The 26,434-nt window shown below is 70.2% G+C and carries 21 protein-coding genes; 7 read left to right on the forward strand and 14 right to left on the reverse strand.

Translation table 11 applies throughout. The features are described 5' to 3' along the window. Nucleotides 1-150: 150 nt before the first annotated feature. Nucleotides 151-678, forward strand: coding sequence for a cupin domain-containing protein (locus tag IF22_RS0103495; protein ID WP_030328307.1), 528 nt, complete (start codon nt 151-153; stop codon nt 676-678). A 4-nt stretch (nt 679-682) separates the two neighbouring features. Here the strand turns inward: IF22_RS0103495 and IF22_RS0103500 are convergent, their stop codons facing one another. Then, on the reverse strand, nt 683-1,192 hold the full coding sequence (locus tag IF22_RS0103500) for a hypothetical protein (protein WP_245233508.1): 510 nt from the start codon (nt 1,190-1,192) through the stop codon (nt 683-685). Beyond that, a complete protein-coding gene (locus IF22_RS0103505; protein ID WP_036410727.1) occupies nt 1,189-1,701 on the reverse strand; it encodes a DUF1772 domain-containing protein in 513 nt (170 codons plus the stop codon). Before IF22_RS0103505 ends, IF22_RS0103500 begins: the two co-directional genes overlap by 4 nt. Nucleotides 1,702-1,896: 195 nt before the next feature. On the opposite strand from IF22_RS0103505, the gene IF22_RS0103510 reads away from it, so the two are divergent. Both IF22_RS0103510 and IF22_RS0103515 read left to right on the forward strand, forming a co-directional pair. Next, the gene (locus IF22_RS0103510; RefSeq protein WP_030328313.1) at nt 1,897-3,045 is read left to right on the forward strand and encodes a sensor histidine kinase; all 1,149 of its coding nucleotides are present in this window, start codon (nt 1,897-1,899) and stop codon (nt 3,043-3,045) included. Further along, a complete protein-coding gene (locus IF22_RS0103515; protein WP_030328315.1) occupies nt 3,042-3,704 on the forward strand; it encodes a response regulator transcription factor in 663 nt (220 codons plus the stop codon). The genes IF22_RS0103510 and IF22_RS0103515 overlap by 4 nt, the downstream gene beginning before the upstream one ends. A 33-nt stretch (nt 3,705-3,737) precedes the next feature. On the opposite strand, the gene IF22_RS0103520 is transcribed toward IF22_RS0103515, so the two are convergent. After that, nucleotides 3,738-4,670 (reverse strand): helix-turn-helix domain-containing protein, encoded by a 933-nt coding sequence (locus tag IF22_RS0103520; RefSeq protein ID WP_036410730.1) that lies wholly within the window; start codon nt 4,668-4,670, stop codon nt 3,738-3,740. Nucleotides 4,671-4,851: 181 nt separating this feature from the next. Here IF22_RS0103520 and IF22_RS0103525 point away from each other — a divergent pair, with 181 nt between their 5' ends. After that, the gene (locus IF22_RS0103525; RefSeq protein WP_051708143.1) at nt 4,852-5,226 is read left to right on the forward strand and encodes a CU044_2847 family protein; all 375 of its coding nucleotides are present in this window, start codon (nt 4,852-4,854) and stop codon (nt 5,224-5,226) included. Here the strand turns inward: IF22_RS0103525 and IF22_RS0103530 are convergent. After that, nucleotides 5,159-7,321, reverse strand: a complete 2,163-nt coding sequence (locus IF22_RS0103530) for a peptide deformylase (RefSeq protein WP_156057265.1) — start codon at nt 7,319-7,321, stop codon at nt 5,159-5,161. The genes IF22_RS0103525 and IF22_RS0103530 overlap by 68 nt on opposite strands. Between IF22_RS0103530 and IF22_RS0103535 the strand changes: the two genes are divergently transcribed. Then, a complete protein-coding gene (locus IF22_RS0103535) occupies nt 7,233-7,937 on the forward strand; it encodes an HAD family hydrolase (RefSeq protein WP_209444474.1) in 705 nt (234 codons plus the stop codon). The two genes, IF22_RS0103530 and IF22_RS0103535, sit on opposite strands and share 89 nt — an antisense overlap. Before the next feature lie 47 nt (nt 7,938-7,984). Here the strand turns inward: IF22_RS0103535 and IF22_RS0103540 are convergent, their stop codons facing one another. From IF22_RS0103540 to IF22_RS33575, 4 genes are all read right to left on the reverse strand, one after another. After that, nucleotides 7,985-8,971: a hypothetical protein gene (locus tag IF22_RS0103540; protein ID WP_030328324.1), complete on the reverse strand. Its 987-nt coding sequence runs from the start codon at nt 8,969-8,971 to the stop codon at nt 7,985-7,987. A 5-nt stretch (nt 8,972-8,976) separates the two neighbouring features. Further along, nucleotides 8,977-9,987 carry a S1 family peptidase gene (locus IF22_RS0103545; protein WP_030328326.1) on the reverse strand — a complete coding sequence of 337 codons (1,011 nt, stop codon included), beginning with the start codon at nt 9,985-9,987 and terminating at the stop codon, nt 8,977-8,979. Next, the gene (locus IF22_RS0103550; protein WP_030328328.1) at nt 9,984-10,328 is read right to left on the reverse strand and encodes a CU044_2847 family protein; all 345 of its coding nucleotides are present in this window, start codon (nt 10,326-10,328) and stop codon (nt 9,984-9,986) included. Before IF22_RS0103550 ends, IF22_RS0103545 begins: the two co-directional genes overlap by 4 nt. Before the next feature lie 608 nt (nt 10,329-10,936). Then, entirely contained in the window at nt 10,937-12,262 is a 1,326-nt protein-coding gene (locus tag IF22_RS33575; protein ID WP_081883677.1) for a lipase/acyltransferase domain-containing protein, read from the reverse strand. 101 nt (nt 12,263-12,363) lie between these two features. Between IF22_RS33575 and IF22_RS0103560 the strand changes: the two genes are divergently transcribed. Further along, complete coding sequence (locus tag IF22_RS0103560) at nt 12,364-16,638, forward strand: WD40 repeat domain-containing protein (RefSeq protein WP_030328332.1); 4,275 nt, start codon at nt 12,364-12,366, stop codon at nt 16,636-16,638. A 26-nt stretch (nt 16,639-16,664) separates the two neighbouring features. Here the strand turns inward: IF22_RS0103560 and IF22_RS0103565 are convergent, their stop codons facing one another. The 5 genes from IF22_RS0103565 to IF22_RS0103585 all read right to left on the reverse strand — a co-directional run bounded on the left by IF22_RS0103565 (nt 16,665) and on the right by IF22_RS0103585 (nt 22,270). Continuing rightward, nucleotides 16,665-18,791, reverse strand: a complete 2,127-nt coding sequence (locus IF22_RS0103565; protein ID WP_051708146.1) for a B12-binding domain-containing radical SAM protein — start codon at nt 18,789-18,791, stop codon at nt 16,665-16,667. Between the two features lie 10 nt (nt 18,792-18,801). Then, nucleotides 18,802-20,199 (reverse strand): TfuA-like protein, encoded by a 1,398-nt coding sequence (locus IF22_RS33580; protein WP_051708147.1) that lies wholly within the window; start codon nt 20,197-20,199, stop codon nt 18,802-18,804. Next, on the reverse strand, nt 20,192-21,358 hold the full coding sequence (locus IF22_RS0103575; protein WP_030328338.1) for a YcaO-like family protein: 1,167 nt from the start codon (nt 21,356-21,358) through the stop codon (nt 20,192-20,194). Before IF22_RS0103575 ends, IF22_RS33580 begins: the two co-directional genes overlap by 8 nt. Before the next feature lie 27 nt (nt 21,359-21,385). After that, nucleotides 21,386-21,760 carry a class IIb bacteriocin, lactobin A/cerein 7B family gene (locus tag IF22_RS0103580; RefSeq protein ID WP_030328340.1) on the reverse strand — a complete coding sequence of 125 codons (375 nt, stop codon included), beginning with the start codon at nt 21,758-21,760 and terminating at the stop codon, nt 21,386-21,388. A 147-nt stretch (nt 21,761-21,907) separates the two neighbouring features. After that, on the reverse strand, nt 21,908-22,270 hold the full coding sequence (locus tag IF22_RS0103585; RefSeq protein WP_156057267.1) for a hypothetical protein: 363 nt from the start codon (nt 22,268-22,270) through the stop codon (nt 21,908-21,910). A gap of 323 nt (nt 22,271-22,593) precedes the next feature. Here IF22_RS0103585 and IF22_RS0103590 point away from each other — a divergent pair, with 323 nt between their 5' ends. Continuing rightward, the gene (locus tag IF22_RS0103590) at nt 22,594-23,373 is read left to right on the forward strand and encodes a MerR family transcriptional regulator (RefSeq protein WP_051708148.1); all 780 of its coding nucleotides are present in this window, start codon (nt 22,594-22,596) and stop codon (nt 23,371-23,373) included. Between the two features lie 8 nt (nt 23,374-23,381). Here the strand turns inward: IF22_RS0103590 and IF22_RS35570 are convergent, their stop codons facing one another. Next, the gene (locus IF22_RS35570; protein ID WP_209444475.1) at nt 23,382-26,423 is read right to left on the reverse strand and encodes an ATP-binding cassette domain-containing protein; all 3,042 of its coding nucleotides are present in this window, start codon (nt 26,421-26,423) and stop codon (nt 23,382-23,384) included. Nucleotides 26,424-26,434: the final 11 nt, after the last annotated feature.

The following is a 26,434-nucleotide window of genomic DNA, read 5'->3' on the forward strand; positions in this document are numbered from 1 at the left end:
GACAATCGAACGAGCCGTCGCCGCGAGGCCGGTTCATTCATCACCTCGTGAGGAGAGAAGTCCCCGGATCCGGGGTAAGGGCCAGGCAGCGCGGCGACGAGGGAACATGCGCCGTTCACCTCGCGCAGCCACAGCAGGAGGGACAGCCGCATGACCGACCGCAACCGGGCCACCCCGACCATCCCGGACGACGATCCGAACCGAACGCTGACGGTGGCCGACCCCGACGACCCCGCGACCACCTACCTCTCCCTCGCCGGAGGCACCTACGCCATGCTGGTCACCGGCGAGCAGACCCACGGGCAGTACTGCCTCATCGACATGCGGATCCCCGACGGCGGAGGACCGCCACCGCACCGGCACGACTTCGAGGAGATGTTCACCATCCTCGAAGGCGAGATCGAGTTCACCTTCCGCGGGGAGAGGCACCTCGTCCGCGCCGGTTCCACAGTGAACATCCCGGCCAACGCGCCGCACAACTTCCGCAACAGCTCCGGCGCGCCCGCCCGCATGTTGTGCGTCTGCACCCCTGCGGGACAGGACGAATACTTCCTCCGCGTCGGCGACGTGGTTGCCGGTAAAGACGCACCGCCGCCGCAGCTCACCGATGACGAGCTGGCAGAGCGCCGGCGACGCGCGGCCGACCTGGCTCCCGAATACCGCACCGAGATGCTCTGACCGGTCAGCAGTGCGGTGGCCGAGTCCCCCGCGCGTCGTCCGGCCCGCCCCACGTCTGCTCGACCGGCTGCTCGGCGGCTCGCCGCGACCCCATGACGAAGCGACTCAGCGCCGCCGCCACCGCCCCGGCCACCACCCCGGTGAGCACCCCGGTGACGAGACTAGAGAACACCGCCGCCACCCGAAGGATCGCTTCCTGCGCCCGAGGGTCGACGGTGCCGAGTCTCGGCTCGGTCGCGCCGAATGCCTCGTCCCACAGCACCTGGTGACCAACCGCGAGAAGAACACCGTGGACCGCCCCGATCACCACCACCGTCAGGAACGGACGCGGCGGACGCCGCCACAGCACGGCGGCCACCCAACAGATCAGGGGTACGACCGCGAGCAGCACGGCGGCTGGCTGCCCTCCCTCCACGACGCGCAGGTCGTGCAGGATCACCCGCGGTACGGCCAACGCGGCGAGCCCGACCAGGGCCGGCCACGAGAACCCGAGAGTACGCCGCGCGGCGCTCATCGCTCGCCCCGTACCGGTGCGGTCTCCCGGGCGAAACGCAGCAGGGCGGTGAACGCCAGCGCGGAGGTCACCGCGCCGCCGGCGAGGCGTACCCAGTGGCCGGCGACGAACTCCTCGGCGACCTGGCGCAGATACTCCGGGGAGTGCGTGCCGACCGGGTCGACGAACATGATCTCGTTGCGCGGCCAGAAGAACACCACGGAGAACAGGAACTCGCAGGCGATGAAGACCACCGCGGCTGCCGCGACGTACCACCGCAGTCGCCGATTGCGCCAGGTGAGGGCGGTCGCGGCGAGGCTGGTCAGCACGACCGAGGCGCCCAGCGGTGGGAAGTAGTCGCTCGGGCCGCCGGCGACCAGGAACTCGCGGGCCCGGTCCAGCGAGGCCGGCGCGTCACCGAAGATGTTCGGGTAGAGCATCACGGTCTCGGCCGCGACCCCACCAAAGGACATCATCGCCGCCCAGACGAGCACGATGAGCACGATCCACGTCAGCTTGATACGGGACACAGCGGCACTTCTCCGTCATTTCCGGGCCCTGGTGGGCACGATCGGTGATGTCGCCGTCGACGCTAGGTCGCCGACTCGGCACCGTCTGCCGCGCGGCCGCGCGAGCTGGCATCGCTTCTCGACGTACCTGGCGGGGTGGGGGTGTTGCCTGCGGACGGCAGCGGCGCGGGTCCGCACCGACTTAGGCTCACGGACGTGCCGGCCACCTCACCCACCCGAACCGAGGCGCTGCTCGCTGTCGCCATCCTGAGCCTGGTGACGGCGGCGGTGGTGACCGAGGACGCGTCCGCCGCCCAGGCGGCGTTGGCCGGCGGATTCGGGGCCGGGTGGGCCGCCCTGCTGCTGGTGGCCCGGCGTTGGACGGTTCCGGCGCTGCTGGCGACCGCAGCCGGCATCCTCGGCTACTACGCGCTGGAGCTGCCGCCGGTCGGCGTGGCCGCCCCGGCCGCCGCCATCCTCTACCTGGCCGCCCAGCGGGGTCGGGTGCAGCCGGCCGCCGCTGTCGGCGGGGGCCTGCTGGCCGTCTCGGTGGCCGCCCGGCTCATCGAGGGAGACGACATCTCCGTCGTGATCGGTGCTGGTCTCGGCTCCGAGGCGGCCCTGATGCTCGCCGTCATCGCTCTCGGTGACGCCGTGCGCAACCGGCGTTCGCTACGGGCCGCATTGGCCCGGCAGGCCGCCTCGGCGGCCGAGGAACGCCGTCGGGAGGCCGCCCGGCAGGTCGAGGCCGAGCGGCTGCGCATCGCCCGGGAGGTGCACGACACGCTCGGACACACGATGTCGGTGGTCACCCTGCAGTCGGCGGTGGCCCGGGAGGCCCTTGCCGATGCCGAGCCCGGACAGGCCGAGGCCGCTCTGGCCGCGATCCACGCGGTGAGTGGCAGCGCCATGGCCGAGCTGCGGGCCACGCTGGGCACGCTGCGCCGCGAACCCGGACCGCGCGAGCCGGCCCCCGGTCTCACCCAGTTGGGCCCGCTCGTCGAGGGCGTGCGCAGTGGTGGGCTGGCGGTCGAGCTGCGTCTCGACGGTCCTGTCGACGCCCTGCCCACGGTGGTCGGCAGCACCGTCTACCGGATCGTGCAGGAGGCCCTGACCAATGTGCTGCGCCACGCCCACGCCACCCGCGCCACGGTGACGATCCGGGCCACCCCGGCCCGGCTGTCGGCGGAGGTCGTCGACGACGGCCGGGGATCTCCCGGCGCCGCCGGGGTGGAGACGGGTCAGGGGCTGCGCGGCATGTCGGAGCGGGTTGCCCTGCTCGGCGGAACCTTCGCCGCCGGCGAGACCGCCGAGGGCGGCTTCCGCGTCTCGGTCCACCTACCGCTGGCCGGGGTCCCCGCATGAGCGACGTACGCGTCGTCCTCGTCGATGACCAGCACCTGGTGCGCACCGGGCTCCGCGCGTTGCTGGAACGCGCCGCGGACATCACCGTGGTCGGCGAAGCCGGCGACGGCCGAGCGGGCCTGGCGGTCGTTCGCGAGCACCGGCCCGACGTGGTGCTGATGGACGTCCGGATGCCCGGCGGCGACGGTATCGAGGCAACCCGGCGCATCCTCACCGACCCGACGCTGGCCGACGTCCGGGTGGTCATGTTGACCACCTTCGACGACGACGAGTACCTCTTCGAGGCCATTCGCGCCGGCGCGGCCGGCTTCCTGCTCAAGGACACCCCGCCCGACGCCCTGCGGGACGCGGTCCGCGTGGTGGCCGGCGGGGACGCGCTGCTGTCACCGGCGGTGACCCGGCGGGTGATCGCCGCGGCGGCCCGCACCCCCGTCGCGGACCCGGCCCGGCTGACCGGGCTCACCGGGCGGGAACGCGACGTGCTGGCACAGGTCGGCAGCGGCCGGTCGAATGTGGAGATCGGGGCGGCCCTGCACCTCAGCCCGGACACCGCCCGCACCTACGTGAGTCGCCTGCTGCACAAGCTGAACGCCCGTGACCGCGCCCAGCTCGTGGTCATCGCGTACGAGAGCGGGTTGGTCCGCCCCGGCGAGGGCTGACCCCGCGCATTGCGCGCGGGCGCGTCGCTCCGGTCACCGCAGACTCAGGTCGGGGTAGCGCCAGTTCAGCCGGTACTGGGCGCGTAGCCGGGGCCGGGGCACCTCCCACTCGTACTCGACCAGACCGTCGCGCTTTCGGGAAGACGGAGTCACGTCGGTCGTCACATCGGTGGTGAAGGATGTCTCGCTGCCCCAGACCGCAGGATGGCTGGAGGAGGGGAACGAGAGCCTGATGTTCAGTCGCCGCGTGGGCAGCCGGATGTCGCGCTGGAGCCAGTCGCCGAACTTCCACTCCGGCACCCGGTAGGCGTAGTGGATCAACGTGCGCTGACCAGGATAGAGCGGGTAGGGAACCCCGTCGCTGCCGAACAGAAGAACGATCTTCAGGAAGGCGTTTCGGCTGCGGGTGACCTTCCACTTCATGGGTTCCGGCTGGTCGACGCCGATCGAGGCCCGGAAGTCGACCTCGTCGGTGCTGAGCGGATGGCGGGCGTGAAACGCCATGGATCGTTCGGGGTCGTCGGGGAACCGGTCGATGTCGATCTGCACCGTGTGCCGGGTGATCGGCTCGGTGCCGACGCTGTGCAGGTGCCGCCAGATCCGGCACTCGTACCAGCCGTCGACGAGGGCGAGGGAGGCCAACTCTTCCTCGATCACCAGGTGCGGGCCAGCCGGCGGCGCGATCGCGGTAGGAGCGGGAGCCAGGCTCAGACCACGCTGCCGTCTGGTGCCGGCGAAGACGACGTACCGCTGCCACACGCGGTTCCCGGTCTCCAACACCGCCTCGACACGGCGGGCGAACTCCTCTGTGGGCTGATGCCGCCCGCTCTCCATGTGGCTGACGTACGAGGGGTCGAACCCGATCCGGCCGGCGAGCGTCTTCTTGGACATCGCGCGGTAGCGGCGCCAGTACGCGAGCTCGCGGACGAACGCCGCAGCGGCCTCGTCCTGAGCGGAGGTGTCCATCGCCCGTCCCCCCATCGAGCTCAAGTCTGACCAACGCGGTGCGTCCGCGCCAGCACCGTGGACCGGGATCGCCCCCGGCGCACCGGCCGCGACCCGTTCGCCTTCCGCTGACGGGCGATCAACTGCTACACATTGCTCAGACGACAGACACGGTTCGTGACATCAAACCCGGGGAGAGTGCATGAGCACTGTGCTGCTCAAGGTTCCGGTCGCCGAGGGTAGCGATGAATACGTGGAGGTGGAGGTGGACCGCCGCGACCTCGCGGGGATCGAACTCGCCGCGGCGGACGACGGCCGGGGCCAGTGGGCGGCGACCACGTTGACCGCGTCGCTGGAGAGGGTGCTGCCCGCGTTGCGTACCGTCATCGGCCGGCTGCGGTCGGCGGCGGCGCCGGATGAGATCTCCGTCGAACTCGGCCTGGCCATCGGCGGAGAGACCGGTCTCATCTTCACCAAGGGAACCACCGAGGCGACGTTCACCGTGAACGTCACCTGGCGGCGGAGTGAGCCCCTGGCTGCTGCCACCTCAACTGCGTCGGGGGCACCGGCGCGGTGAACGCGCCCTCCTCCCGCAGCCGACGGTAACGGGGGACGTCGACAGGCTCCTCGCCCTCGGGCATGCGGTCAGCGTCGGTGTAGACCTTGCCGTTCAGGTGGTCGATCTCGTGAGCGACGCTGCGGGCGAGCCCTCCCGTGAGTACGACGTCTCGCAGGTCGCCCGCTGCGGTCCGATGGCGTACGCGAAGACCGTAGGGCCGTTGAACGATGCCGCGGACGTCGAAGAAGCTCAGGCATCCCTCATAGTCGCGGACCTCCTCGTCGGTCCGCTCCAGCACGCTCGGGTTGATCAGCTCGATGTAGTCCCGTGAACCTGGCACCTTGACGATCGCGATGGCGTAGGCCATGCCGAGCTGAGGGGCGGCGATCCCCATACTCACCTCGGGCTTGAACGAGTGGTACCGGTTGACCCATCCGGCGACGCGGCGCAGGTGCGCGAGCACCCGCCCGGCCAGTAGCCGGTCGCTCGGTGAGTCGAAGTTGATCTCCCGCGTCTTGACCGGCAGCTCCGACGCCCGTCGCCCGCGTGCCGCGCCCCGCAGCTGCCTGATGCCGAACTGCCGAAGGACGCTCGGCGCGTCGGCGCAGACACTGCTGTCCGGGATGCGCTTCCAGAAGAACCAGTCCAGCCGGATGCGACGCTCCTCGGCGAGGTCGTCCTCCTCTGCGGTTCGATCCCAGGAGTAGATGGTGTGGTCATCCTCGACCCGTATCTGGACGTCCGGCAACGGTTCGAGGTCCGTCTCCGACGGCAGCGAGGTCACGCCCCAGCACTCCGGCTCCAACTCGCTCGGCAGGTGCGCCTCCACCGACAGCCGGTCGGTGTTCGGCTTGATGTTGCGCTTGTACCACTGCCCCCAGATCTCGTCACTGACGCGGTACGTGTACTCGACGACAACCTGCTGCCCCGGGGTCAGCAGTTTCGACGCCGGAAAACAGAGGTCGAAGTTGATCTCCTCGTGCCGCACCTTTGTCGGCTTGGCATCCATCGGATGGGATTCACCGTCGAAAACGCACCAGGCTCGCAGGCCGATGTCACGAACAGGGTCGTCAACACTGAGTGGGTGTTGCGCGTGGTGGCGCAGATTACGCACGGCCTCGTCGTTGAGAAAGCGCTGCACTGACACTTTCATCTCGTACTTCGCGCGCGGGGCGGTGCCGCCGTGGTGCAGCACACGCCGTTGGCGCAGGGTGTATTGCGTGCCGTCGTAATGGACCTCGCCGTGGTCGTGTATCAGCACCAGACCGGGTCGCGCGGTGGCGACCGCTGCCAACGCCCGCTCCAGCAAGGCGCCGTCGAGCACGAGCACCTCGGCCGAGTCGTCGGTGGTGATCGCCTGGAGCATGCCGAACACAGCGGAGGTGGCGGGATCCCAGACCGGCCCTCCGCTGAACCCGCGCTGAACCCGAAAGACCCGGTGCACCACCTCGTCGACCTGCAACCGGTGTCTGCCGACCGCGCCGAGCAACCGACCCTGCACATGCCTGCCCAGGTCACGCCCCTGGCCGGGCCCCCACATCTGCACCGGCACGTTGTAACGGTCCTTCAGGTCCGCCCGGATGCGAAGCGGTTCCGCGCCACTGCCGGCAAGGCCCTCGCCGAGCCTGAGCACCGCGACGTCAGCGACGTCGAAGTCGTCACCGGTCGGCAACCACGCCACCACCTCGGCGCTGCGTTCGATCCAACTGTTCGACGCCCCCAGCAGAGCGAAATGCAGCGAGACGCGGCTGTTCTTCGGAACTCTTTCCACCTGTCGGGCGGGACGGCCCAGCGCCACATTCACCACGTGCGCGCAGGTCAGCATCAACCGCTCCCCGACCAGGAAGGCAAGTCCGACGGGGTCGGCCTTCGCCCGGTCGAGAACGAAGGCGATCGCTTGCTCGACCCGGTACATCAGCACATCCTCCGTCGGGAAAGCGGTTCGCCGATCGTATCGGCCAGCATCCTGGCCCAGCCAGGATGGCGCGTTGATTCGTGGCCTACCGAGGAGCACCATGACCGGCATGGATGAGTGGGCAGTGCTGTTCGACCTCGACGGCACCCTGGTCGATACCGCGCCAATCTGGCGGTCCGCTTTCGTAGCCCTGATCAACGGGCGACAGCCCGTTCCGGCCGGGGCGACTGACGGCCTGCTCGGCCTCACCGCGCTGGAGGCCGTCACGACGATCCACCGCCGGATCGGCTGGTCCGGGTGGGACCCGGCGGCAGATGTGGCGGAGGTCGAGGCGGCGGTGCGGCAGCTCTACCGTGACCGGGCGACGAGCTGGCAGGCCGACGGCGTACGCCTGATCACGGCGCTGCGGGCGGACGGTGTGCCCGTCGGGCTCGTCACGTCGAGCAGCCGGTACATCCTCGACGCTCTGCTTGGTCATCCCGGTGCTCCCCGCTTCGACGTGGTGGTCTGCGGCGACGACGTGAAGCGGACGAAGCCCGCCCCCGACCCGTACCTGTTGGCGGCACGGCGGCTGGGTCTGCCGCCCGGCCGTTGCGCCGTCGTCGAGGACTCCCCCACGGGTGTTGCCAGCGCGGTCGCCGCCGGATGCCCGGTGGTGCTGGTCGGTGACCAGGGGCAGCTCGGGGCGGTCCAGGTGCCGAGCCTCGGTCAGCTCACCGTGTCCGCGCTGCGTCAGGTGGTGTCTCCCGCGACCCACGGTGCATCGGGCGATGCCCACACGACACCGGGACCAGCGCGCCACCGGCACGGCTGACCCCAGCGTCGTCGACCTTCGTGGTCACCGCGCCGACGTCGTCGGCGTCACTCCGGGCCGAGCGGTGGCAGCGGCGGGAGGCTGCTGGGCATGCTCGTCTGCCCCGAGATGCCGCCGTTGTGACGGCGTAGGTATTCCCGAAGGGTATGGATCATGCCCTCGGTGGTCGAGCCCGAGACACCCTCGATGTGGAGCTGGTCGGTGGCGGAGATACCCATCACCAGCTCGATGGCGGGTCGTCCGGCGACCATGAGCCGCAGCGTCTGCCTGCCGGTCACGTGCACGATGCTCCCGGTGGCGGTGGCGATCGGGATCGCCGTCGGGTTCTGCGGCATCGGCTGGCCGGGGGGCGGCGCCTGGTTCGCCGGCGGGAGGAAGAAGTTCACCCGGTCACTGGCGGTCTCCAGGCCGTCCACACTCTGCAGGTGGTATTCCTTCGTCGCGTCGCTGACCGTCGCGCCGGTCCGCATGTCGAGGATGGACTCGTAGGTCAGGAGCCGATAGTTCGACAGGTAGACCACCAGGATCTTGTAGAGCGAGGCGCGCAGGACGCCGTCAGCACCACGAGCGATCTGGTACGGGATCTCCGGCGGCAGACCGTGGAAGACCAGGAGGTTCTCGCCCCACTTGAGGGTGACTTCGCCCGGGTGCCGGTTCAACCGCCGACGACCGGCGTCCGCCGCGTAGTTCTCACCCTCCTGCAGCCAGCCGTCCATCTGGCTGTCGGTGGCGCGGGGATAGGCCGCGGCGACCGCCGAGTTGTAGGCCGAGTACGTCCCGGCGAGCTTGATCCCACCGAAGACGACGGCGGCACCACCGCCGAGGATGCCCAGGCAGCCAAGGCATGCCAGACCAGCCAGGCCGCTGTCGGCGGAGGCACCGACGAGCGACAACAGGCCGACGACCAGGAGCAGGCCGCCGCCGCCGAGCGCGATCAGGGCCCCGACGTACGAGGGCTTCTGCGGCACCAGGTTGAAGTACTTGTGTACCAACTCTTGCCGAGTGGGGTTCTGCGTCGTGTGGTTCTGTGTCATGCCACTCATCCCATGGATCGCCGATAGAGGTTGCGCCAGGTCAGACACTCCGTCGCCGGGACGTGGCTGACGATTTCGATCGCGTGGCCGGTCGACACGTGGCTTGTGGCCGGGTCGTAGTGGCCGTCGCGACCTGACACCGGCAGGCTGCGCAGGCCGTAGTAGTCCTCACGGACCAGCGCCAGGAGCGCCTTCGCGTGTGCCGAGCCCGGGTCGAGGCGGCACGCCTCGCCCAGCAGCCGCTCGATGCCGTCGATGACCTCGCCGGAGTGGTTCGCCGGGCGGACACCTTGGAGCAGCACGAGTGCCCAGTAGTAGTACAGATCCGAGCTGCGGCGGTGCCTGCTGTGCAGATCGGGGAGGCGGTCGAGAGCCGCGGTGTAGCGCCGGGCGTCGAGGGACCGCAGCACGGCGACGTGGTCGGGGTCTCCGGCGAGCGGGTCGGCGAGCACAGCGGCGAGCCACGGCGCGCTCCCGACGATGGTGTCGTTGGGAATGATCCAGGCGGATCGCTCCGCGAGCGACCTGTCCGCGCTGACGACCATGCCGACGACGAGTCCCGTGGCAGCGTCCGTGGCGGCACCGCCACTGAACCCGGGCTCGACCCATGCCGTGTGGCCGTGGACGGCGTCGATCTGGAGCCATTCGCCGGTGCGACTCGGGCCTGAGACGCGCGCCTGACTGCGGCGGCCTTCCTGGCCGCGGTCCGGAAGCCCGAAGAGGTCGAGGATCGTTCCCGGAGCGGGTCGGGTTGCCGGCCCCATCGGCGCGACGGCGTCCGCCGGATGACCAGTGATGTCGATCGTGGCAACGTCCGGAACCGGGTTGACGCCGCTGTCAAAGGCACTGGGCACGTCCACCGCACGGATGCCGGGCAGCGAGGCGACCCGGCACTGCCGTTGGCCGGGTGCGATGAGGTGGGCGCAGGTGAGCGCGCGGGTGGGTGTGACGGCGAAGCCGCACCCCGTGCTGGCGCCGGTCACCTCCAAGCGCCACGCCTCATCCACACCGGTCATGGCGTGCGGGTGTCCGTGGAGTCGTCGCGGCGCCAGAGCAGCTCAACCGAGATGTTGCCCTCCACCGCGGAACGGGCGATCACCGCGCCCACCTCGGTCGTCAACTTCACCCCGAATCCGATCTTGATCTCGTCGGGGCTGGACGCTCTGCGCAGGTCGGCGAGGACGGCTTCGGCCGCATCGCGGATATGGGTCAGATTCACCTCGAAGAATTCCCGCGCCTCCCGGACGCCATTCACCCGCCTGCCGGCGGGAGTCGAGCCCCGGCGCTCCTCCTCCACCTCGACAATGACCGAGGTGCCGTCACGGACAACAAATCTGACAAGTTCGGTTTCCGGCATCGTTCCCCCCAGGATTGGGCTCGACCATACCAAGATGGACAGTCGGCAAAGACACCCGAACGTTCACCGTCAATCAACGCACGGTCGTCGCGTCCGAGCCGAGTTACCACATCGGACGGATGGGTGGTAGGAGCTTCATCCGACGCTTCGGGCATGACGTACGCCGATCGACGATGGTGGCCTGGACGGCCCTTGTGGACGACGAAGCCCAGCTCGGCCCGGATGCTTCCGGCGTCTGTCCTCAGTGACCGGCCGAGGCGCCCGATGGGAAGATGACGCCTTCCGCCAGGCCGGCATCGCGCTGCTCCGGTACGCCAATCAATACGTCGGCCAACCGATTTCCGCTCAGCTCGCCGGGGCCGATGTTCGTGTGTCTTGTTTACGACAGAGGCATTCCGTCGTGCGAGAAGAACGCGACGATGTCGCGGCCGTTGTTGACACCGTCCGGGAAGAGCGGAAATAGATACTCCACCTGTCGCGGTGGCAGGACAGGGAGCCCGGTATGACCAAGGACCAGTTCCGGAAGGCGCGGGCTCTCGCGCCCCGGAAGGCGCACGAGTGCTGGAGTTTTGTTCCAGCGTCACGCCGGCTCGATGGACGAAGCTGAGCTAGCCGGCCGCCACGACGATGTCGCCGACCTCGGTCGCTGGTGAGATCCCCGAGGTCCGGACCGACACGTGCCAGACCCCGCCCGGCAACACCGGGGCGGCGTGGTAACCGTCCCCGGCCAGCCGCAGTGCCGTCGGCGGACCGAGTGGCCGGCCGTGCAGGTCTTCGATGTGCAGCCGCAACGGCAGGTCCTCGACATCGGCGGTGACATGGATGGGGCAGGGCACGCCCGGCCGCACCACCTCGGGGAGTGTCAGGCTCAGCTCCGGTTCGGGGCCGAGCGCGGCGCCGAGGTCTATCCCGTTGACGGCATCGACGAGATGATCCAGCACGCGAGGGTCGCTCTGCAAGCCGGAGTGCCGCACCGGCCAGTACGTCGCCTTGTCAGTCGAATCATGCCCGGCCGGCAGGCAGGAGAACGGGGCGACGGTGCCATCCCCGGCCAACGCCGACACATCGAGGTCGGGGAGGTCCGGGTGGTAGGTGACGCCGGTCGCGTCGAAGGTAAGACTCAGATCCGTCGGCTGCCGGCGCCCGCCGAAGTGAATCATCGTCGGCCCGCCGCTCGCCGGTCCCTCGCCCTGCCACGGGCGGGGCCGCCACCTCACTCTGCCGGTCAGTGTCGGGACATCCACCTGGTCCAGGCGCTTCCGTCCGTCGTCGCCACGCACACAGCGGTACGTCGGCAACAGGTCGGCGACCGACGGAAAGCTCGACGCCAGCTCGGCGAGAGTGTCGTTGAGTCGCGGCACAGCGGGCGCGAGGTGGCCCGTGAAGGCGCGTACCGCCTTGACCGAACCGCTGAACGGGGTGCCGATGGTGATCACCCGACGAGTGATCTCTCGGCCCACCCCGGCGGCGAAGGTGGCGGCGATGAGGCCACCCATCGAGTGGCAGACGAGAGTCACCTTGGCCTCGTGTTCTCCCGGCTCGGAGCGCCACCGTTCCAGCTCACGCTGCACCCGCACCGCGAGCTTGGCAGCGTTGTGGGCAACAGACAGGCGCCAGTCGTACGCGAAGGCGACCACACGCTGCGGCGCGGGCAGGCGGGACAGGCGACGCAGCAGCCGGTGGTAGCCGGCGCCGGCCCACAACCCTGGCAGGACGTGCCACCCCTGCACCAGGCCACAGGGTTCCAGCCGGTGCGGGCCCTCAGGCTCACCGTCGCCTATGCCCTCCGGCAACCGCAGCAGGTGCAGCATCTCGCGGTGGTGCGTGAGACCGGCCCACACACTCGGGGCCGACCTGTTCCACACCTCTCGCTGATCGTCGCGTAACACGCTGCCCATCAGCCCGGGCACGACGACCACGAGGTCATGTCCCATCGACCGATTATGCCGACCTGTCGCCTTTCGCGCGATGCACGCCCCCACCGCACTCAACTATTCTGGCCGCCTGTCCCACCATCATCTGTCGAGGACGGCGCATGTCCGCGAAGGAAGTCGCTGCGACGGGGAACGGATGCATCGCCTCGGTCGTCATCGACGAGTTCGATCATGTGGCTCCGCTGCGGATTCTGCGCCCCGCCGTCGCGGCGGTGGTCGCCGAGTTCGGCAGATTCGGTCTGACCGTCGACCCGTTCGACCTGGCCCGTGATGGTTCCGAGCCGGCGATCCGGCGAGCGTTGGGCGAATGGATACCCAGTTCGGACGCGCTTGTGGTGCTGTACTGGGCGGGTCATGGCAGCACGCACGGCGACCATCTCTACCTCTGGTCGCGGGAAACGCCGATGCGTCCGCGCGACGACAACGCGGTGGCCGGCCGGACGCTGGGACAGTTGCTCGCCGCGAAGAAGGTGAAACAGATCCTCCTGCTCATCGACGCGTGCAGCGCGGCCGGTGGCGTGCAGGACATCGCCGCGGCGTTCCGTGCGGAACTCCAGCGGTACACCTTCGCGGACCCGCGCAGCAAGCCCAGCCTGGCGGTGATCGGATCAGCCGATCACGACCAGCCGGCCAGAGAGGCGGCATTCACCACCGCGCTCGCCCTGGTGCTCCGCGACGACACCTGGTGGACTGAGAACGACCGGTACGTCTACACGATGGACATCGTCGACGCGGTCACCGCCCGGTTCGACGAGTTGGGCCTGAGCCAGGCGCCGCAGCACGACATGGTGGGATCAGTGCGGTTGCCGAACCCGCACTACAACGCCGTGTCCCTGGACGGCAGCGTGCCGACCAAACAGTGGCGGCGGAGAGCGCTGTCGAGCCGTGCCGCCCAGCACTTCGTCCTCAAGTACCGGGGAATCGACCTGCCCGCCGACGATGGCTGGCACTTCGCCGGCCGACGCGATCCCCTGCTGGCGATCGTCGGCTGGCTGCGGACCAGGCCGAACGGGATGCTCGTGGTGACGGGCTCGCCCGGCTCGGGCAAGTCTGCACTCCTGGGCCGGTTGGCGGTGCTGTCGGACCCGTACTGGCGGGGTGTGGCCGTCAGGGCCAAGGCGTTTGATCCGGAGTGCCAGGATGACACCGACCCGGGTGTCGGTGCCATAGACGTCGGCCTGCACGCCAAGAACAAGACCCTGCTCGACTGCCTTCAGGACCTGGCCGACGCCCTGGACCTCCCGAGTCCGATCGGAGGCTGGAGTTTCCCCGGCCGACTCGTCGCCGCGGTCGGCCGGCTCCGGACCCCGCTGACGATCATGCTTGACGCGCTCGATGAGGCCCAGGCCGTCGACCAGTGGCTGATCGTCACCGACCTGCTACGGCCGCTGTCCGAGCTGCCGTTCGTGAAAGTCATGGTCGGCACGCGGCCGCACCGGGCGAATCGGGACGAGGCCGAGGAGCGGGAAGCGCTTCAGGCGCGAGGGCTCGTTGAGGTCCTCGCACCGGAGACCGTCGTTCAGCTCGACGACGATCCCGGGGCCGTCGACGCCGTTGCCGAGTACGTGCGACGACGGCTGCTGCTTGAGCCCGGTTCCGCCTACCGGCAGGACACGCCCGCCGCCGGCATCGCGGCTCAGACGATCGCCGAACACAGCGGCGGTGTCTTCCTTTTCGGACGTCTGATCAGCAGTGCGGTGGCGCACAGCGGCCGGATCGTCGATTTCACGAGTGCCGGCGGGAAGCAGCTGCTCACCGGTGGCGTGGGCGAGGCCTTCGCCGCCGACCTGCAGCGTTACGGTGACGATGCCAGGAGGGTGCGGGAGTTACTGCTTCCGCTCGCGTGGGCGCAGGGTCACGGTCTGCCGCGGCGGCAGATCTGGCTGACCTTGGCCAACGCGCTCCGCGACCGGAGCCGAGGGGCGGACTATCGGGCGGCCGACATTTCCTGGATTCTCGCTCATGCGGGCGCCCACATCATCGAGTCCGGCGAGGACGAACAGACCGTCTACCGGCTGTACCACCAGTCGTACAACGACCACCTGCGGAGCCATGCCGACGTCACGGCCGTGCAGAGCACGATCACGTCGTCTCTCGTCGCGCTCGTGCACGCTGGCGGACGCCGCTGGGACGAGGCGAGCCCCTACCTGCGTCGTCACCTCGCGGCCCATGCCGCTGCCGCCGGACGACTCGGCGAGTTGGTCGCCGACCCGCACTTTCTCTACCACGCCGAGCCGCTGCGCCTGCTGCAGGTGCTGGGCACCGTCGACTTCACCGACCATGTGCTGTGCCGGCTGTACTGGCGGGCGGCCGACGAGATGGCCAACGCCTCCCCGGTCCAGCGGGCCGCGCTCCTGCAGGCCGTCGCCCTGCGTGACGAGCCAACCGCCGTGTCGCTCCTGGACTCACCCGCGGGGCTGCCCTGGAAGGGACTGTGGAGCAAGGGACCGAGTGCGCACTTTCACCGCCGGCTGCCGGGCCACCGAGGCCGGGTGCAGGCCATCGCCTTCGGGGAGGCCGACGGCCGGCAGATTGTGGCTACCGGTGGCACTGACGCGACCATCCGCATCGCCGAGTCGGCCACCGGGCAGTACCTGAGGACGCTCCCCGGCCACAGCCGAGGCGTGGAACAACTGGCCTTCGGATCCATCGCCGGGCAGGCGGTGCTGGCCTCCGGAAGCGCTGACGGCACGGTACGACTCTGGAACCCGGCGACCGGGGAACGCCTCCACACGATCAGCGTGAACTCCGCTGGCGTCAGCAGCCTGGCGTTCTGCACACTTCAGGGTCAGACCCGGCTGATCACCGGTGGTGCCGAGGGTCGCCTGTGGATCTGGGATCCCGCCTCGTCCACCCGGATCAGAGAGTTGCCGGGACACACGGGTGGGGTCCGCGGTCTGGCCGTGCTGGACCTGACCGACGGCCCGATCCTGGCCTCAGCCGGCGGTAGTGACCTGACCGTGCGGCTGTGGGATCTGGCGACCGGGGCGTGCACCCGGGTGATCAAGGGGCACCGAGACTGGGTGAACTCGGTGGTGCTCGGCAGGCACGGACACACAGTCGTGGTCGCGAGCGGTGACAGCAAGGGGGTTGTTCAGCTGTTCGACGTCAGCAGTGGGCAGCTTCGATGGCGGCAACAGATCCGCGGCTGGATCCACGATCTGACGTTCGTCAAGGTGCGCGGCGTCAACCGGCTCGCACTGGCGCGCGAGGGCCTCACGATCCCCCTTTTCGACCCCCAAGACGGCACCAGTTCCGGTGCTCTGATCGGCCACTACTCCGACACGACCGTCCTGGCCACCGCCCAGGTCGCCGGCCGATCGGTGCTCGCGAGCGGTGGGCGCACCGGTTTCACCAGGCTGTGGGACTGCGATTGGTTGACCGATGCCATGACGGCTACCCACGCCGAGACGGCTGGGGTGGTGATCCGCGCGCTCCCGCCCAACGGTGGTCGATCGCTGATCGTGTGGCAGGACGGCACCGGCGTAACCACCGTCGGCGAGGTGGCCACCGGTGAACCGCTGGCCACGATCCCGGCGGGCCCCTTCGACGCGGTCACCGTACGTTCTGACCGCCGACGTAGCCTTCTCGGCCTGGTCGAAAGTGGGCACGTCCACGTGGTGGACGTCGACGGCCGGCGACCCGCCATCAGCTTTCCCCTGCCCCGAATGACCGTCGCGAACCTGGCGCTCGACGAGTTCGGCGACGAGCTGGTCATGGCCGCCGGATCACCGACCGAGCCGGTCGTGGAAGTGTGGACGGGCAAGCCCAACTCCCGGACGTTCCGGCCGTCGGTCACGCTGCTGCCGATAAGTCAGACGCAGCCCAGGTACGGGCCGGCGGGTGCCCGGCTGACGCAGCTCATCCGAGTGGGCCAGCGAACGGTGGTCGTCGCGGCCAGCACGGAAGGGATCCTGCACTTCTGGGACGGCAGGAGCGGTGAAGTGCTCAAGCTGCACAGCCCCGCTTCCGACTACCACGACTTTCGACGCGTTGGCGCGGTAGCGACATACGAGACACCCAGGGGGGCGAGGCTTGTCACGGCGTTCGAGTTGATCGAAATCGAGGCGACCCAGACCGGCCTGGAGATCAGACACGTCAGGGCTCTTCCGTACGACGCCGGCTATCCCACCGCCGTCAATCTCGCCGAGGTGGCGGGTGAAATTCTCATCGTGATCGGCAACGACGCGGGCTGGGTCGGGGTCTGGCACTGGGAGTCCAAGCAGCTGTTGTGGCGGGTGTGGCAGGGCTACAAGCCGTCACATGTCGCGCTCTTCCCCGAGCCGACTGGCCGCTTGCGCCTGCTGGCGTCGGGGTCGGGACGGATCACGACGTACGACCTGAACTACCTGGCTGACGACCGGCCGGGCGCCTAGCGGGAATCCCCGGCCGGGCGGTCGGCTCACCGCGCCGGCTCGGCGGGGAGCCGATGCCGGCGGATCAGCCGCTGCCCGATGAAGGTGCGCCAGACCCGGTCCGCGACTGTCGGTTCGACGATCCAGAGCCGACGCTGCGCCTCGGCGAGGGTGAGCGGCGCGCTGAAGAGGTCCAGGAACAGCCGGCTGCTGCGGTTGAGTGCGAACACCTGACCGTCGATCCGGCGGAACAGGTGCCGGTCGGCCGGCAGCTCGCCGGGGACGCCGTCCTGCTCGTCGGAGCGGATCCGCCGGTACGCCTCCCAGACCTGTTCGTCGTCGCGGTCGACGAAGGAGCCGTTGGCGAGGAACTCGGTCTGGTCGTCGGTGTCGTGCCGGACCCGGTCGTTGGCGAGGACGCCACGCACCGCAGTGCCGTACCGGTCGTGGTAGAAGAACGTGTGCGGGGTGTCGGTGCTGCCCAGCCACGGGCGGTGGTAGTGCCCCGGGTTCAGGCCCGCCTTGGCCTGGGCGACCTCGGCCTGGGCCGCCTCGGTCACCGGCTCGTCGTACTTGAGCATCCGGACGATGTCGGAGCCTTCCACCGGCCGCACGTTGGTGATGCCGAACCGTTCGGGTTCCTTGGCGACGATGGCGCCCGGGGTGAGCATGAAGTCACCGAGCCCGCCGAGGGTCCACAGGTCCGGGTTGTCGCGCAGGAAGGTGACGCTGTCCAGCGCCTCTTCGCGGGTCTCGGTGGGGAAACCGGTGAAGCCCATCATCTGCACGCCGATGTTGGCCTTGGTCATCGCGGTCATGGTGCGGCGTACCTGTTCGGGTTTGGTGCCCTTGTCGATCAGGTCGAGGATGCGTTGGTTACCGGACTCGAAGCCGACCGAGATGGCCACGCAGCCGCTGCGCCGCAGCAGTTCGCAGCGCTCGTCGGACCAGTACTTCTCCAGCCGGATCTCAGCACCCCAGCGGAAGTCCAGCCCTCGCTCGACGACCTGCTCGGCGAAGCGCAGGATGGTCGCGGGGGCGAGCACGTCGACGGAGAAGTAGATGAACTTGGCGAACTTCGACAGCTCGGTGACGTCCGCGACCATGGTGGCCACCGTGTCCTGCCGCCATGGGCTGGTGGGGCCGTCGGTGTTCAGTCCGTAGTCGCAGAACGTGCACTTGTTCCAGTAGCAGCCCCGGGTCGGCGAGTAGTAGACGAACCGCTCCGGGCTGAGGTAGAGGTCCCAGGGCAGGCCGGAGAAGTCCGGCACCGGCACCTGCGCCAGGCGTTCGTAGCGCAGCGGCAGGTGACGTTGGCGGCCGTACTTGGGGTGCAGCCGGACGTTGGGGTGCCCGGCCGGCAGGGTGCCGGCCGCCACCGCGTCCAGGATCTCCGTGTACGCGCTCTCCCCCTCGCCGACCACTATCGCGTCGAAGTCGGCGAGCACCTGGAAGACGTACTCGGGTTTGCTGGCGCACTTCCAGACGTCGGAGATCTCCGTGCCCCCCGCGATGAGGAAGACGTCCGGGCAGGCCTGCCGGACGAGTCGGGCGATCCACAGCGCGAACGGCAGCTGCCACTGGTAGGTGGCGCTGATGCCGATCACCTGGTGCCCGCCCGCGGCGAGCCGTGGAATCAGCACGTCCTCGTAGTACGGCAGGAAGGGCCGGTTGAGCCGGGCGAGCAGCGCTTCGTCGGTCAGCGCGGCCACCGAACCGATCGAGATCATCGGCGGTGGGTGCAGCCGGAAGCCGGCGTGGAACTGCCCGGGAAACCCGACCGAGCCGAGCGCGTCCATCCAGGAGATCACGCCCTCGACGGCGTCCTGGTAGTGCCGGTAGTCGTAGAACAGGGTCGGATCCTGCAGCACGCCGATCGACCGACGCAGCCGCTCCGGATCCGGGTCGGGCAGGCCGAGCTGGTTGGCCCGGGCCATCAGCGCGTCCGGGCCGCTCAGGTCGTCGATCGAGAGCCGGGACAGTTCCCGCCGCAGCCAGTCGTACGCCGACGGTGTGTACGAGTGGTGGAACGCCTCGATGTTGGCGTCGATGATCTCCGCCGGCTGGTGCCCCTGGGCCCGGGCGTACGAGTCGAGGTAGTTCAGGGAGTGGTATCCCGAGGTGGGATCGGTCAGCGGGGGGTAGATCAGTGCCGCCTTCACCGTGCCGCTCATCGACGCCTCCTCAGCCGACCCGGGCCGCTGGACCGGCCAGGGTGCCCTCCTGCGCCCGCGTGCCCACGGTGGGCAGTCGCGGGGAACCGAACGCCTTGACGTACGCGACCAACGGTTCGGCGGCGTACCGGAACGCCGCGAGGTCGACGAAGCCCCGGTCCCACGCCGCCGCTTCCATCTCGTCGACGGCACAGCCCCACAGCCGGGCGAAACACGCGTCGACGATCTCGGTGCGGAAGTGCAGCCGACCACCCGGGCGGCGACGCCCCGTGGTCCGCGGGACGAGCGTCTCGTTCAGCGACGCCGCGGTTGCCGCGACCTGCCGCGCCGCGGTGAGCAACGCGGGGGTACGCAGCGGCGCCGCGACCATCCACAGCGCCAGGCTGCGGTACGGCGTGGTGCCGAACGCGCGCACCAGCACCCGCAGCACCGCCTCGCGGTCGTCGAGATCCCGTTCCCGGTCGGTCAACCAGTCCCACCCGCTCGCCGGGGCACCGGTCAGCCCGCGTCGGCGGGCCACCTCGCTGGCGCGTTCCTCGACCGCCGGGTCGGTGATGTCGACCTCGGCCAGCCCGGCCAGCACTCCCCGCCGGTGCCAGGTCGGCGACTCGGGATGCAGCAGCATCAGTACCGCGGCGGCCTCCCGGTCGCTGGTCCAGTGACCGCCGACCGATTCGCCGGCGAACCGGGAGCGCCAGCTGTCGAGAAAGCGGGTGTGCAGGTTGTCGATCGGTTGGTCGCCGGGGTGCGCCGGGCACAGCTCGGGGGCGTTGTCCGCCGCCATCGACAGCAGCAGCCGCGCGTCGGCGCCCTTGGCGTCGCTGGGGTCCTGCCGGTGCCATGTGAGGAACCGGTCCACCACGTCTTTCGCCTCGGGTGGCGCGCTGCGTTCCAGCGCTCGGTACGACCGTCGGCGGAAGGGCAGGTCCCGGCCGATGTTCAGCAGCAGCACCGCCTCGGTGTCGCTGAGCACGCCGGCCGCGACGGCGCGGCGCAGCGCGACCCGGATGTTCACCAGCGGAACGCTCAGGGCGCGGTGGCCGTCCTCGGCGGGGCCGTGCACTACGGCCACCTCGTCGTCGCCCGTGACGACCCCGTCGCGGTAGAGCTGGAAGACCTCGCCCACGCCACGCATGCCGAACGGCCACAGCTCGGCGGCGCGCAGTGCGCCCATGCTGGCCGCGCCGGCCACTGTCACGCCACGGTCGAGCAGGTCGAGGATCTCCCGGTGGCGGACCGGCGGGTGTTGCAGGAAGAACCCGTCGATGACGAGGACCCGGTCGCCCGGGGCGACGTCCAGGCGGAGCAGGTCGCCGTGCGCGACGGGGGGCAGCACCACCGCGTCGGGCAGCAGCCGACCGACCTCGTCGGCGGGCAGGCTCGGGCCGATGAAGACGACGTCAGTCACGGGGCACCCCCGGTCGGGTACTCAGCGCCCGCTCGTCGAACATCCGTAGGCCGGGGGCGAACACCTTGCTCACCGCGATGCCGATGTCGTCGTGGGTCAGGTCGACGCTGAACGGCTCGACGCCGGTGACCCGCTGCACCCGGGACGCCAGCTCGCGCAGCACCTGGGTCACGTCCCCGACCGGTGGTGGATTCCGGCGGACCGGCCGGACTGGCCGGTCGACGGTGGGCGGCGGCACCGGCGGCGCGCCGACATCGTGGTACGCGGTGGCGTCGATGTCGTCGCGGGCTCCGGAGACCATGACGAGGCGCGACTGTGCCGCCTCCGCCATGGCTCGACCGACGGCGATCTCCGGGTCCACGTGGCAGCCGAAGCCGCCGAAGGTGACCGGCAGGTCCTCCGACCAGATCGAGGCGGCGTAGCAGGGCACGTCGACGGCGTTGGTGATGTCGCAGACCTCCACCCAGCAACCGGCGCGTACCAGCGCGTCGTGCACCGTGCGGGTCATCGCGTTGGTGGCGGTGCCCGGGTCGGCGTAGGTGCGCTCGGCCAGCGGCGCGGTGCAGTACGGGGCGATGCAGTCGCGTTCGACGACCTCCAGCAGGGCGTGCAGGCTGGCCTCGGCGAAGGTGTTCCCGGTGGCCAGCCCGTTGCTGCTGGGGGTGAACAGGGCGCGGTCCCAGCCACGCCGGATGGTGAAGTCCAGTTCGATGGTGGCGCGCGGCACCAGGCAGTGCGCCCCGGTCACCAGCCCACGGCCGGCCACCCAGTCGAGTTCGACGGCGGGGGTCACTGGTGACCGTTCCGCCAGGTGCAGCCACCGGACGTCGTAGGGCAGGTCGAGCGCCTCGGCCGGGGACCGGACGACGGTCCCCGGCCGGAGGTTCTCGGCATGCCAGGACTCGATGCTCTCCATGACCGCGCTGACCCGGGCCTGCATCGCCGTGGCGCCGGTGCCGACGCTCACCGCCATGGTGGCTCCCACCGGCCGGTAGGCGACGTGCACCGGTAGGCCGATCTCGTCGAGCCGGGTGATGTCGGCGACCCGGGTGATCCGGAACCGGTCGAGCAGGTGTCCGACCCGCTCCCAGGTCTGCTCCACGGTGGCCGTCCGGTAGGTGCCGGATCGAAAGGCGATGGTCTCGGTCGTGTCAGTCATCGAGGCTCCCGGCGGGGGGTAGGGAACTCAGAGGATGAGGACGGCGATAATGTTGACGTTGTTGTCGGCGATGGGGGCCACGCCGCCGGCGACCGTCTCCAGCTCGGCCTCGGTGAGCTCGTTGAGGTCGACCAGCGGCACCTCGGGCACGTGCAGGATGTGCAGGCCGGGCGTGCCGGCCCAGTCGGCGACGATCTGGTCCTTGGTGTAGAGCGTGGCGGGCTGGGCGCGGTCGACCTCGACCCGGGCGCCGGGGGTGACCGGCAGGCCGGCCGCGGTCGCGTAGCCGGTCGGGTCGGCGAGCAGGCGCTGCAGTTCCTCGTCGCTGCGCCACACTGCGGTGACCAGTTCCGAGTATTTGGTCACGAACCTCGCGCCATATTCCTGTTCGTCGTTGCTCATCGTTCGGTCCTTTCCTCGGGTGGCTGCAAGACGGGGTGTGATCGTCGTGGCGAGAACGCTACGAAGATCGAGCTTCGACAATCAATGTTTCTCGGCTGTCTGCCATCAGAATCTGCCGTGGCGGAGAATGGGCGGCAGACTTCGGTGTCAGGTGCAGCAGCACGGGCAACAGCAGGCGCAGCTGGGGTCCAGGCCGGCGACGACGCTGTCCAGTTCGTCCTCGGCCAATTCCGCCTGAGCCACCGGCAACAGCGACGGCACGAAGAGCACGAACGTGCCGGTGCTGCCGGCCTGTTGCCAGGACTCGACCTGCACCTCCAGGTCCGGATCGGCGTCGGTGATGTCCCGGACGACCCGGACCTGCACGTCCTCGGACAGTTGGAGCCCGTAGCCGGCGAGGAAGCCGCGCGGGTCGCGGTCGAGCGCCTGCTCCTTGGCCGGGTCGGCCCAGACGTCGGCGACCAGCCGGCTGTACGCGGCCACGAAGACCGCTCGATCGACAGGTGTCACACCCTGCTCCCTTCGATGGTCGGCCGCCGATGGCGGCGACAGGCAGCGCGGGAGGGTCCGGGCCGCCGGTTTCGCTTCATCGTGGGTCACCGGTGGATCCGGTCGGCTCAGCGAGCGGGAATTTCACCGAATGTGGCCGCGAAAAGGTCGCGCTGCGGCGAAAGCCGGGTAATTGGGAATCAGCGAGTTGCGGCGGATGGTGATCCTAATGATTGTCACCACTGTGGACAAGTAGTAATTCCTCGCCTTTCACCCGCCCGGTGCCCGCACTTACGCTGCGAGCGGCGGACCGCCCAGCGTGACAGCGGTTCGACGGGGTTGCCGTGTTCCGTCACCGAGTGCTGCCGGAGGCCACCGTGACCATCGACGAGGTGACGACGACGTCCGGCGCTCCGGTCGGGTACAGCGTGGAGGAGCTGGCCCGCAAGGTGGGGATGTCGCCGCGCAACATCCGAGCCCACCAGGCCCGGCGGCTGCTGCCCCCGCCGGTGCGCCGCGGTCGGGCCGCGCTCTACGACGACACCCACGTCCGCCGGCTGGACGCGATCCTGGCCCTGCAACGACAGGGTTTCAACCTGGTGTCCATCGAGGCGATGCTCGGGGTCCGGGCCAGTGACGACGCGCCCGACGGGCTCACCGCGATGCTGCAACGGCTGACCGCCGACCGTCCCGCGTTGGCCCACGCGTTGACCCGGCACGGCGTGATCGGCCGGACCACCGACGGCACCGTCCGCACCGTCCGGCCGCGTCCGCTGCGCGCCGCCCTGGACCTGCACCGGGTACGGGTGGGCACGGTACCGGCACTGCAGACCCTCAGCGAGGTGCTGGACAGCCTCCGACCGGTGGCCGACGAGCTGGTCGCCGCCGTCACCGCCCGGCTGCTGACTCTCGCTCCGGAGCTGGTACGCAGCGACGCCCGGTCGTCCTGGGCCGATCTCGACCGGGAGACCCTGTTGCTCACCCAGGGCGTGGTCAACGTGCTCACCGAGGCGTTCCGACTGGCGGTGGAGAACCAGTCGGAGGCACACATCGCCGAACTGCTGGAGAACCACCTCGACGCGGACGTGTGCCTGGAGGACAGCACCGTCATCGACAACGGCTGACCGGACCGTCAGCCGGTCGCGGGCTGACCGTCCGCCTGTCGGCTCTCCGGCACGGCGTCGGAGCGTTCCGGTTCGGTGAGCAGTTGCCGCCGCGCCAACCGGTGGAACAGCCCGTCACTGTCGCCCATCAACTCGTCGAAGGTGCCCCGCTGGACGATCCGCCCCGCTTCGAGGACCACTATGGTGTCCGCCGCGCGGACCGTGGACAACCGGTGGGCGATGACCACCCGGGTCGCGGCCAGCGCCGCGGTGCTGCGGCTGACCACCTCCTGGGTGCGGTTGTCGAGGGCGCTCGTCGCCTCGTCGAGGAAGATGATCCGGGGTAGCGGGGCCAGCGCGCGGGCGATCAGCACCCGCTGACGTTGCCCGACGGAGAGCGTCCCGCCGCCGAACGGCACCATCGTGCTCATCCCCATCGGCAGCGCCTCCAGGTCGTCGGCGAGGCCGGCCATCCGCGCCGCCTCCCAGACCTGGTCGAGTCCGAAGCTGCCGGCGCCGCAGATGTTGTCGCGTACCGAACCGGCGAAGAGCTGACCGTCCTGCAGGACCACTCCGCACTGCCTGCGGACCGCGTGCACGTCGAGTTCGGAGAGGTCCTGCCCGTCGTAGAGCACGGCGCCCTGCTGCTGGCGTTCGAAGCCGAGCAGTAACCGCAGCAGTGTGGACTTCCCGCAGCCACTCGGCCCGACGATGGCGACGAACTCGCCCGGGCGGATGTGCAGGTCGATGTCGACGAGCACCGGCGGCTCGTCCGGCTGGTAGGCGAAGGTGAGCCGGCGCAGCGCGATCTCGCCGCGCAACTCGCCCGGGTCCACCCGGTCCGGCCGCGCCTCGGGGTCAGCGCGCAGGATCTCCCGCAGGCTGCCCAGCCGGGGCACCGCCGCGATCACCTCGACCCCGGCCGACACCAGCACCAGCAGCCCGCCCAGCAGCATCGCGAAGCCGACGTTGAGGATGAAGAAGTCGGCCGGCGCGACCCGGCCGGCGAGCGGCCCCATCAGCACGGCGAACAGGACCAGTTGACCGGCGACCGGCAGCACGGTGCCGAAGGCGACCAGGCCCGCCTGACTCTGCCGGACCCGTTGCAGCGCCGCTCGGGCCGTCGCGGCCACCTCCGACCAGCGCGCGTGGGCGCGGGTTTCGGCGGCCGCCAGTTTGATCTTGACGATGCCGCCGAGCAGTTGGTTGGTCATCGCCGCCGCCCGGTGCTCGGCCGGCAGCGCGGACCGTTGCTGGTGGACGATCAACACGGCGAACCCGCCGAAGGTCAGCATGGTGACGGCGACGATCCCCGCTGCCCAGAGCCCGAGCACCGGCTCGACCACCAGGAGCATGCCGAGGGTCACCGCGACTGTCGCCGCCGCCGTGACGAGCTGCGGCAGCAACGCGCTCAACGCCTCACCGACGAACGAGATCCCCAGCATCGAGTTGGCGATCTCGCCGCTGCTGCGACCGGCGAAGAACCGGGCCGGTAGCCGCATCAGCCGGTCCCAGATCGCCAGCTGCGCCCCCGACTGCATCCGGCCGTCCAACCGCAGCAGACGCAGGTTCTGCACCACACCCACCAGCCCCGCGACCACCGCGGCGCTGAGCATCAGCGCGAGGAAACCGACAAGGCCGGTCACCTCGCCCTGCCGGGCCAGTTGACCGAGCACCTCGCCGGTGGCCAGCGGCACGCCCAGGCCCAGCACCGCCACGCAGGTGGCGGCGAACACCAGGCCCCGTACGTCGCCGGACGCACCGACCAGCCCGGCCCGAAGCAGGTGGCGCATCCGAGCGGTCGACGGCAGCGGCGCCTGCACCTCGGTGGCCTCCGCGGCGAACGTGGCGGCCACCGTCGCGTCGACCGGGCCGTACGCCCTCGTGTCCGGGTCGACGTGGTGGTAGCGGCCACGGCGGAACACCAGCGGCACCGCGACCGCGCGCTGCGGGTCGTCGCCGGGCCGCCACCCCACCAGCGGCCCCAGGTCCCGCCGCCACCACCGCTCCGGCAGCCGCACCTCCCGCAGGAACAGGCTGGACGCGCGGGTCACCGCGTGCACCGCCGCCCGGTCGTCCAGCGGCGCACGGCTGCGGTCGGCCGGCTCGTTGATCGGGCTGCCCATCCCCTCGGTGACCACCCGGAGCACCGAGGCCGCCCGTCCGTACCGGTCGAAGCCGGCCTCGCCGTCGGGAAGCGGAACCACACCGCCCGCACCGCCGGCGCCGATCACCCCGATCGACCGGCGGGCCGCCGCGGCGAGCACCGCGGCGTCGGCCTCCCGACGCCGATGCACGGCACCCAGCACCGCCGCGTCGGCCTCCTCGATCCGGATCTCCACCATTCGCAGCAACCGGGCCACATGCTGGTCCACCGCCGACCGGAGCTGACCGTTGACCAGCAGGTCCCAGCTGCCGTGGCTCTCCACCGCGCACGCCGACTCGGCCACCACCCAGTCCCGCTCGGCGACCAGCAGCAGCTCCCGCTCCCCCGACATCTCCGCCGGACCACCGTCGTTGCGTCGCAGTTGCCCACCGGCGCTGCGCAGCCACCACGCCCCGCCGGTGGAGGTGACAGCACTCCCCTGCGCCAACGAAATGATCTCGCGTCCCTGGAGGGTGGACGCCTGCCGGGGCGCCTGCCCGCGACGCAGCGCGTCAGCGACGGCGACCAGCACCAGATCCACCGCCGCCACCAGCTCCGTCGCGGCGACCCGCGCCCGCAGCGACGCCCCCTCGTCCGCCACCCGACCGAGCCGAACATGCCGTTCCAGCACCGACAGGTGACGCCGGGACAACCCGCGCAGCTCCGTTCCGGGCAACGGCACCAGGATCAACTGCCACGCACCGATCGCGGTGGACGTCGGCACCAGGCCACCCGCCGGCAGCCGGGCCACGTGGTGCCGACGCGAGGGGCTCATCCCGGCCCGGCGTACCGCGAAGAGGTCGGCCTCACCGCCGGTGACCAGCCAGCCCGCCGCCGGGCCGTCCAGGCGACACACCTGGCGTACGCCGTCCGAGCAGAAAGCGCTCAGGCCACCGGCCGGGGCATCCTCCACCGCGCCACTCATCAGCGTCTCCT

Source organism: Micromonospora parva (genome assembly GCF_000718515.1).
Classification (GTDB): Bacteria; Actinomycetota; Actinomycetes; order Mycobacteriales; family Micromonosporaceae; genus Micromonospora; species Micromonospora parva.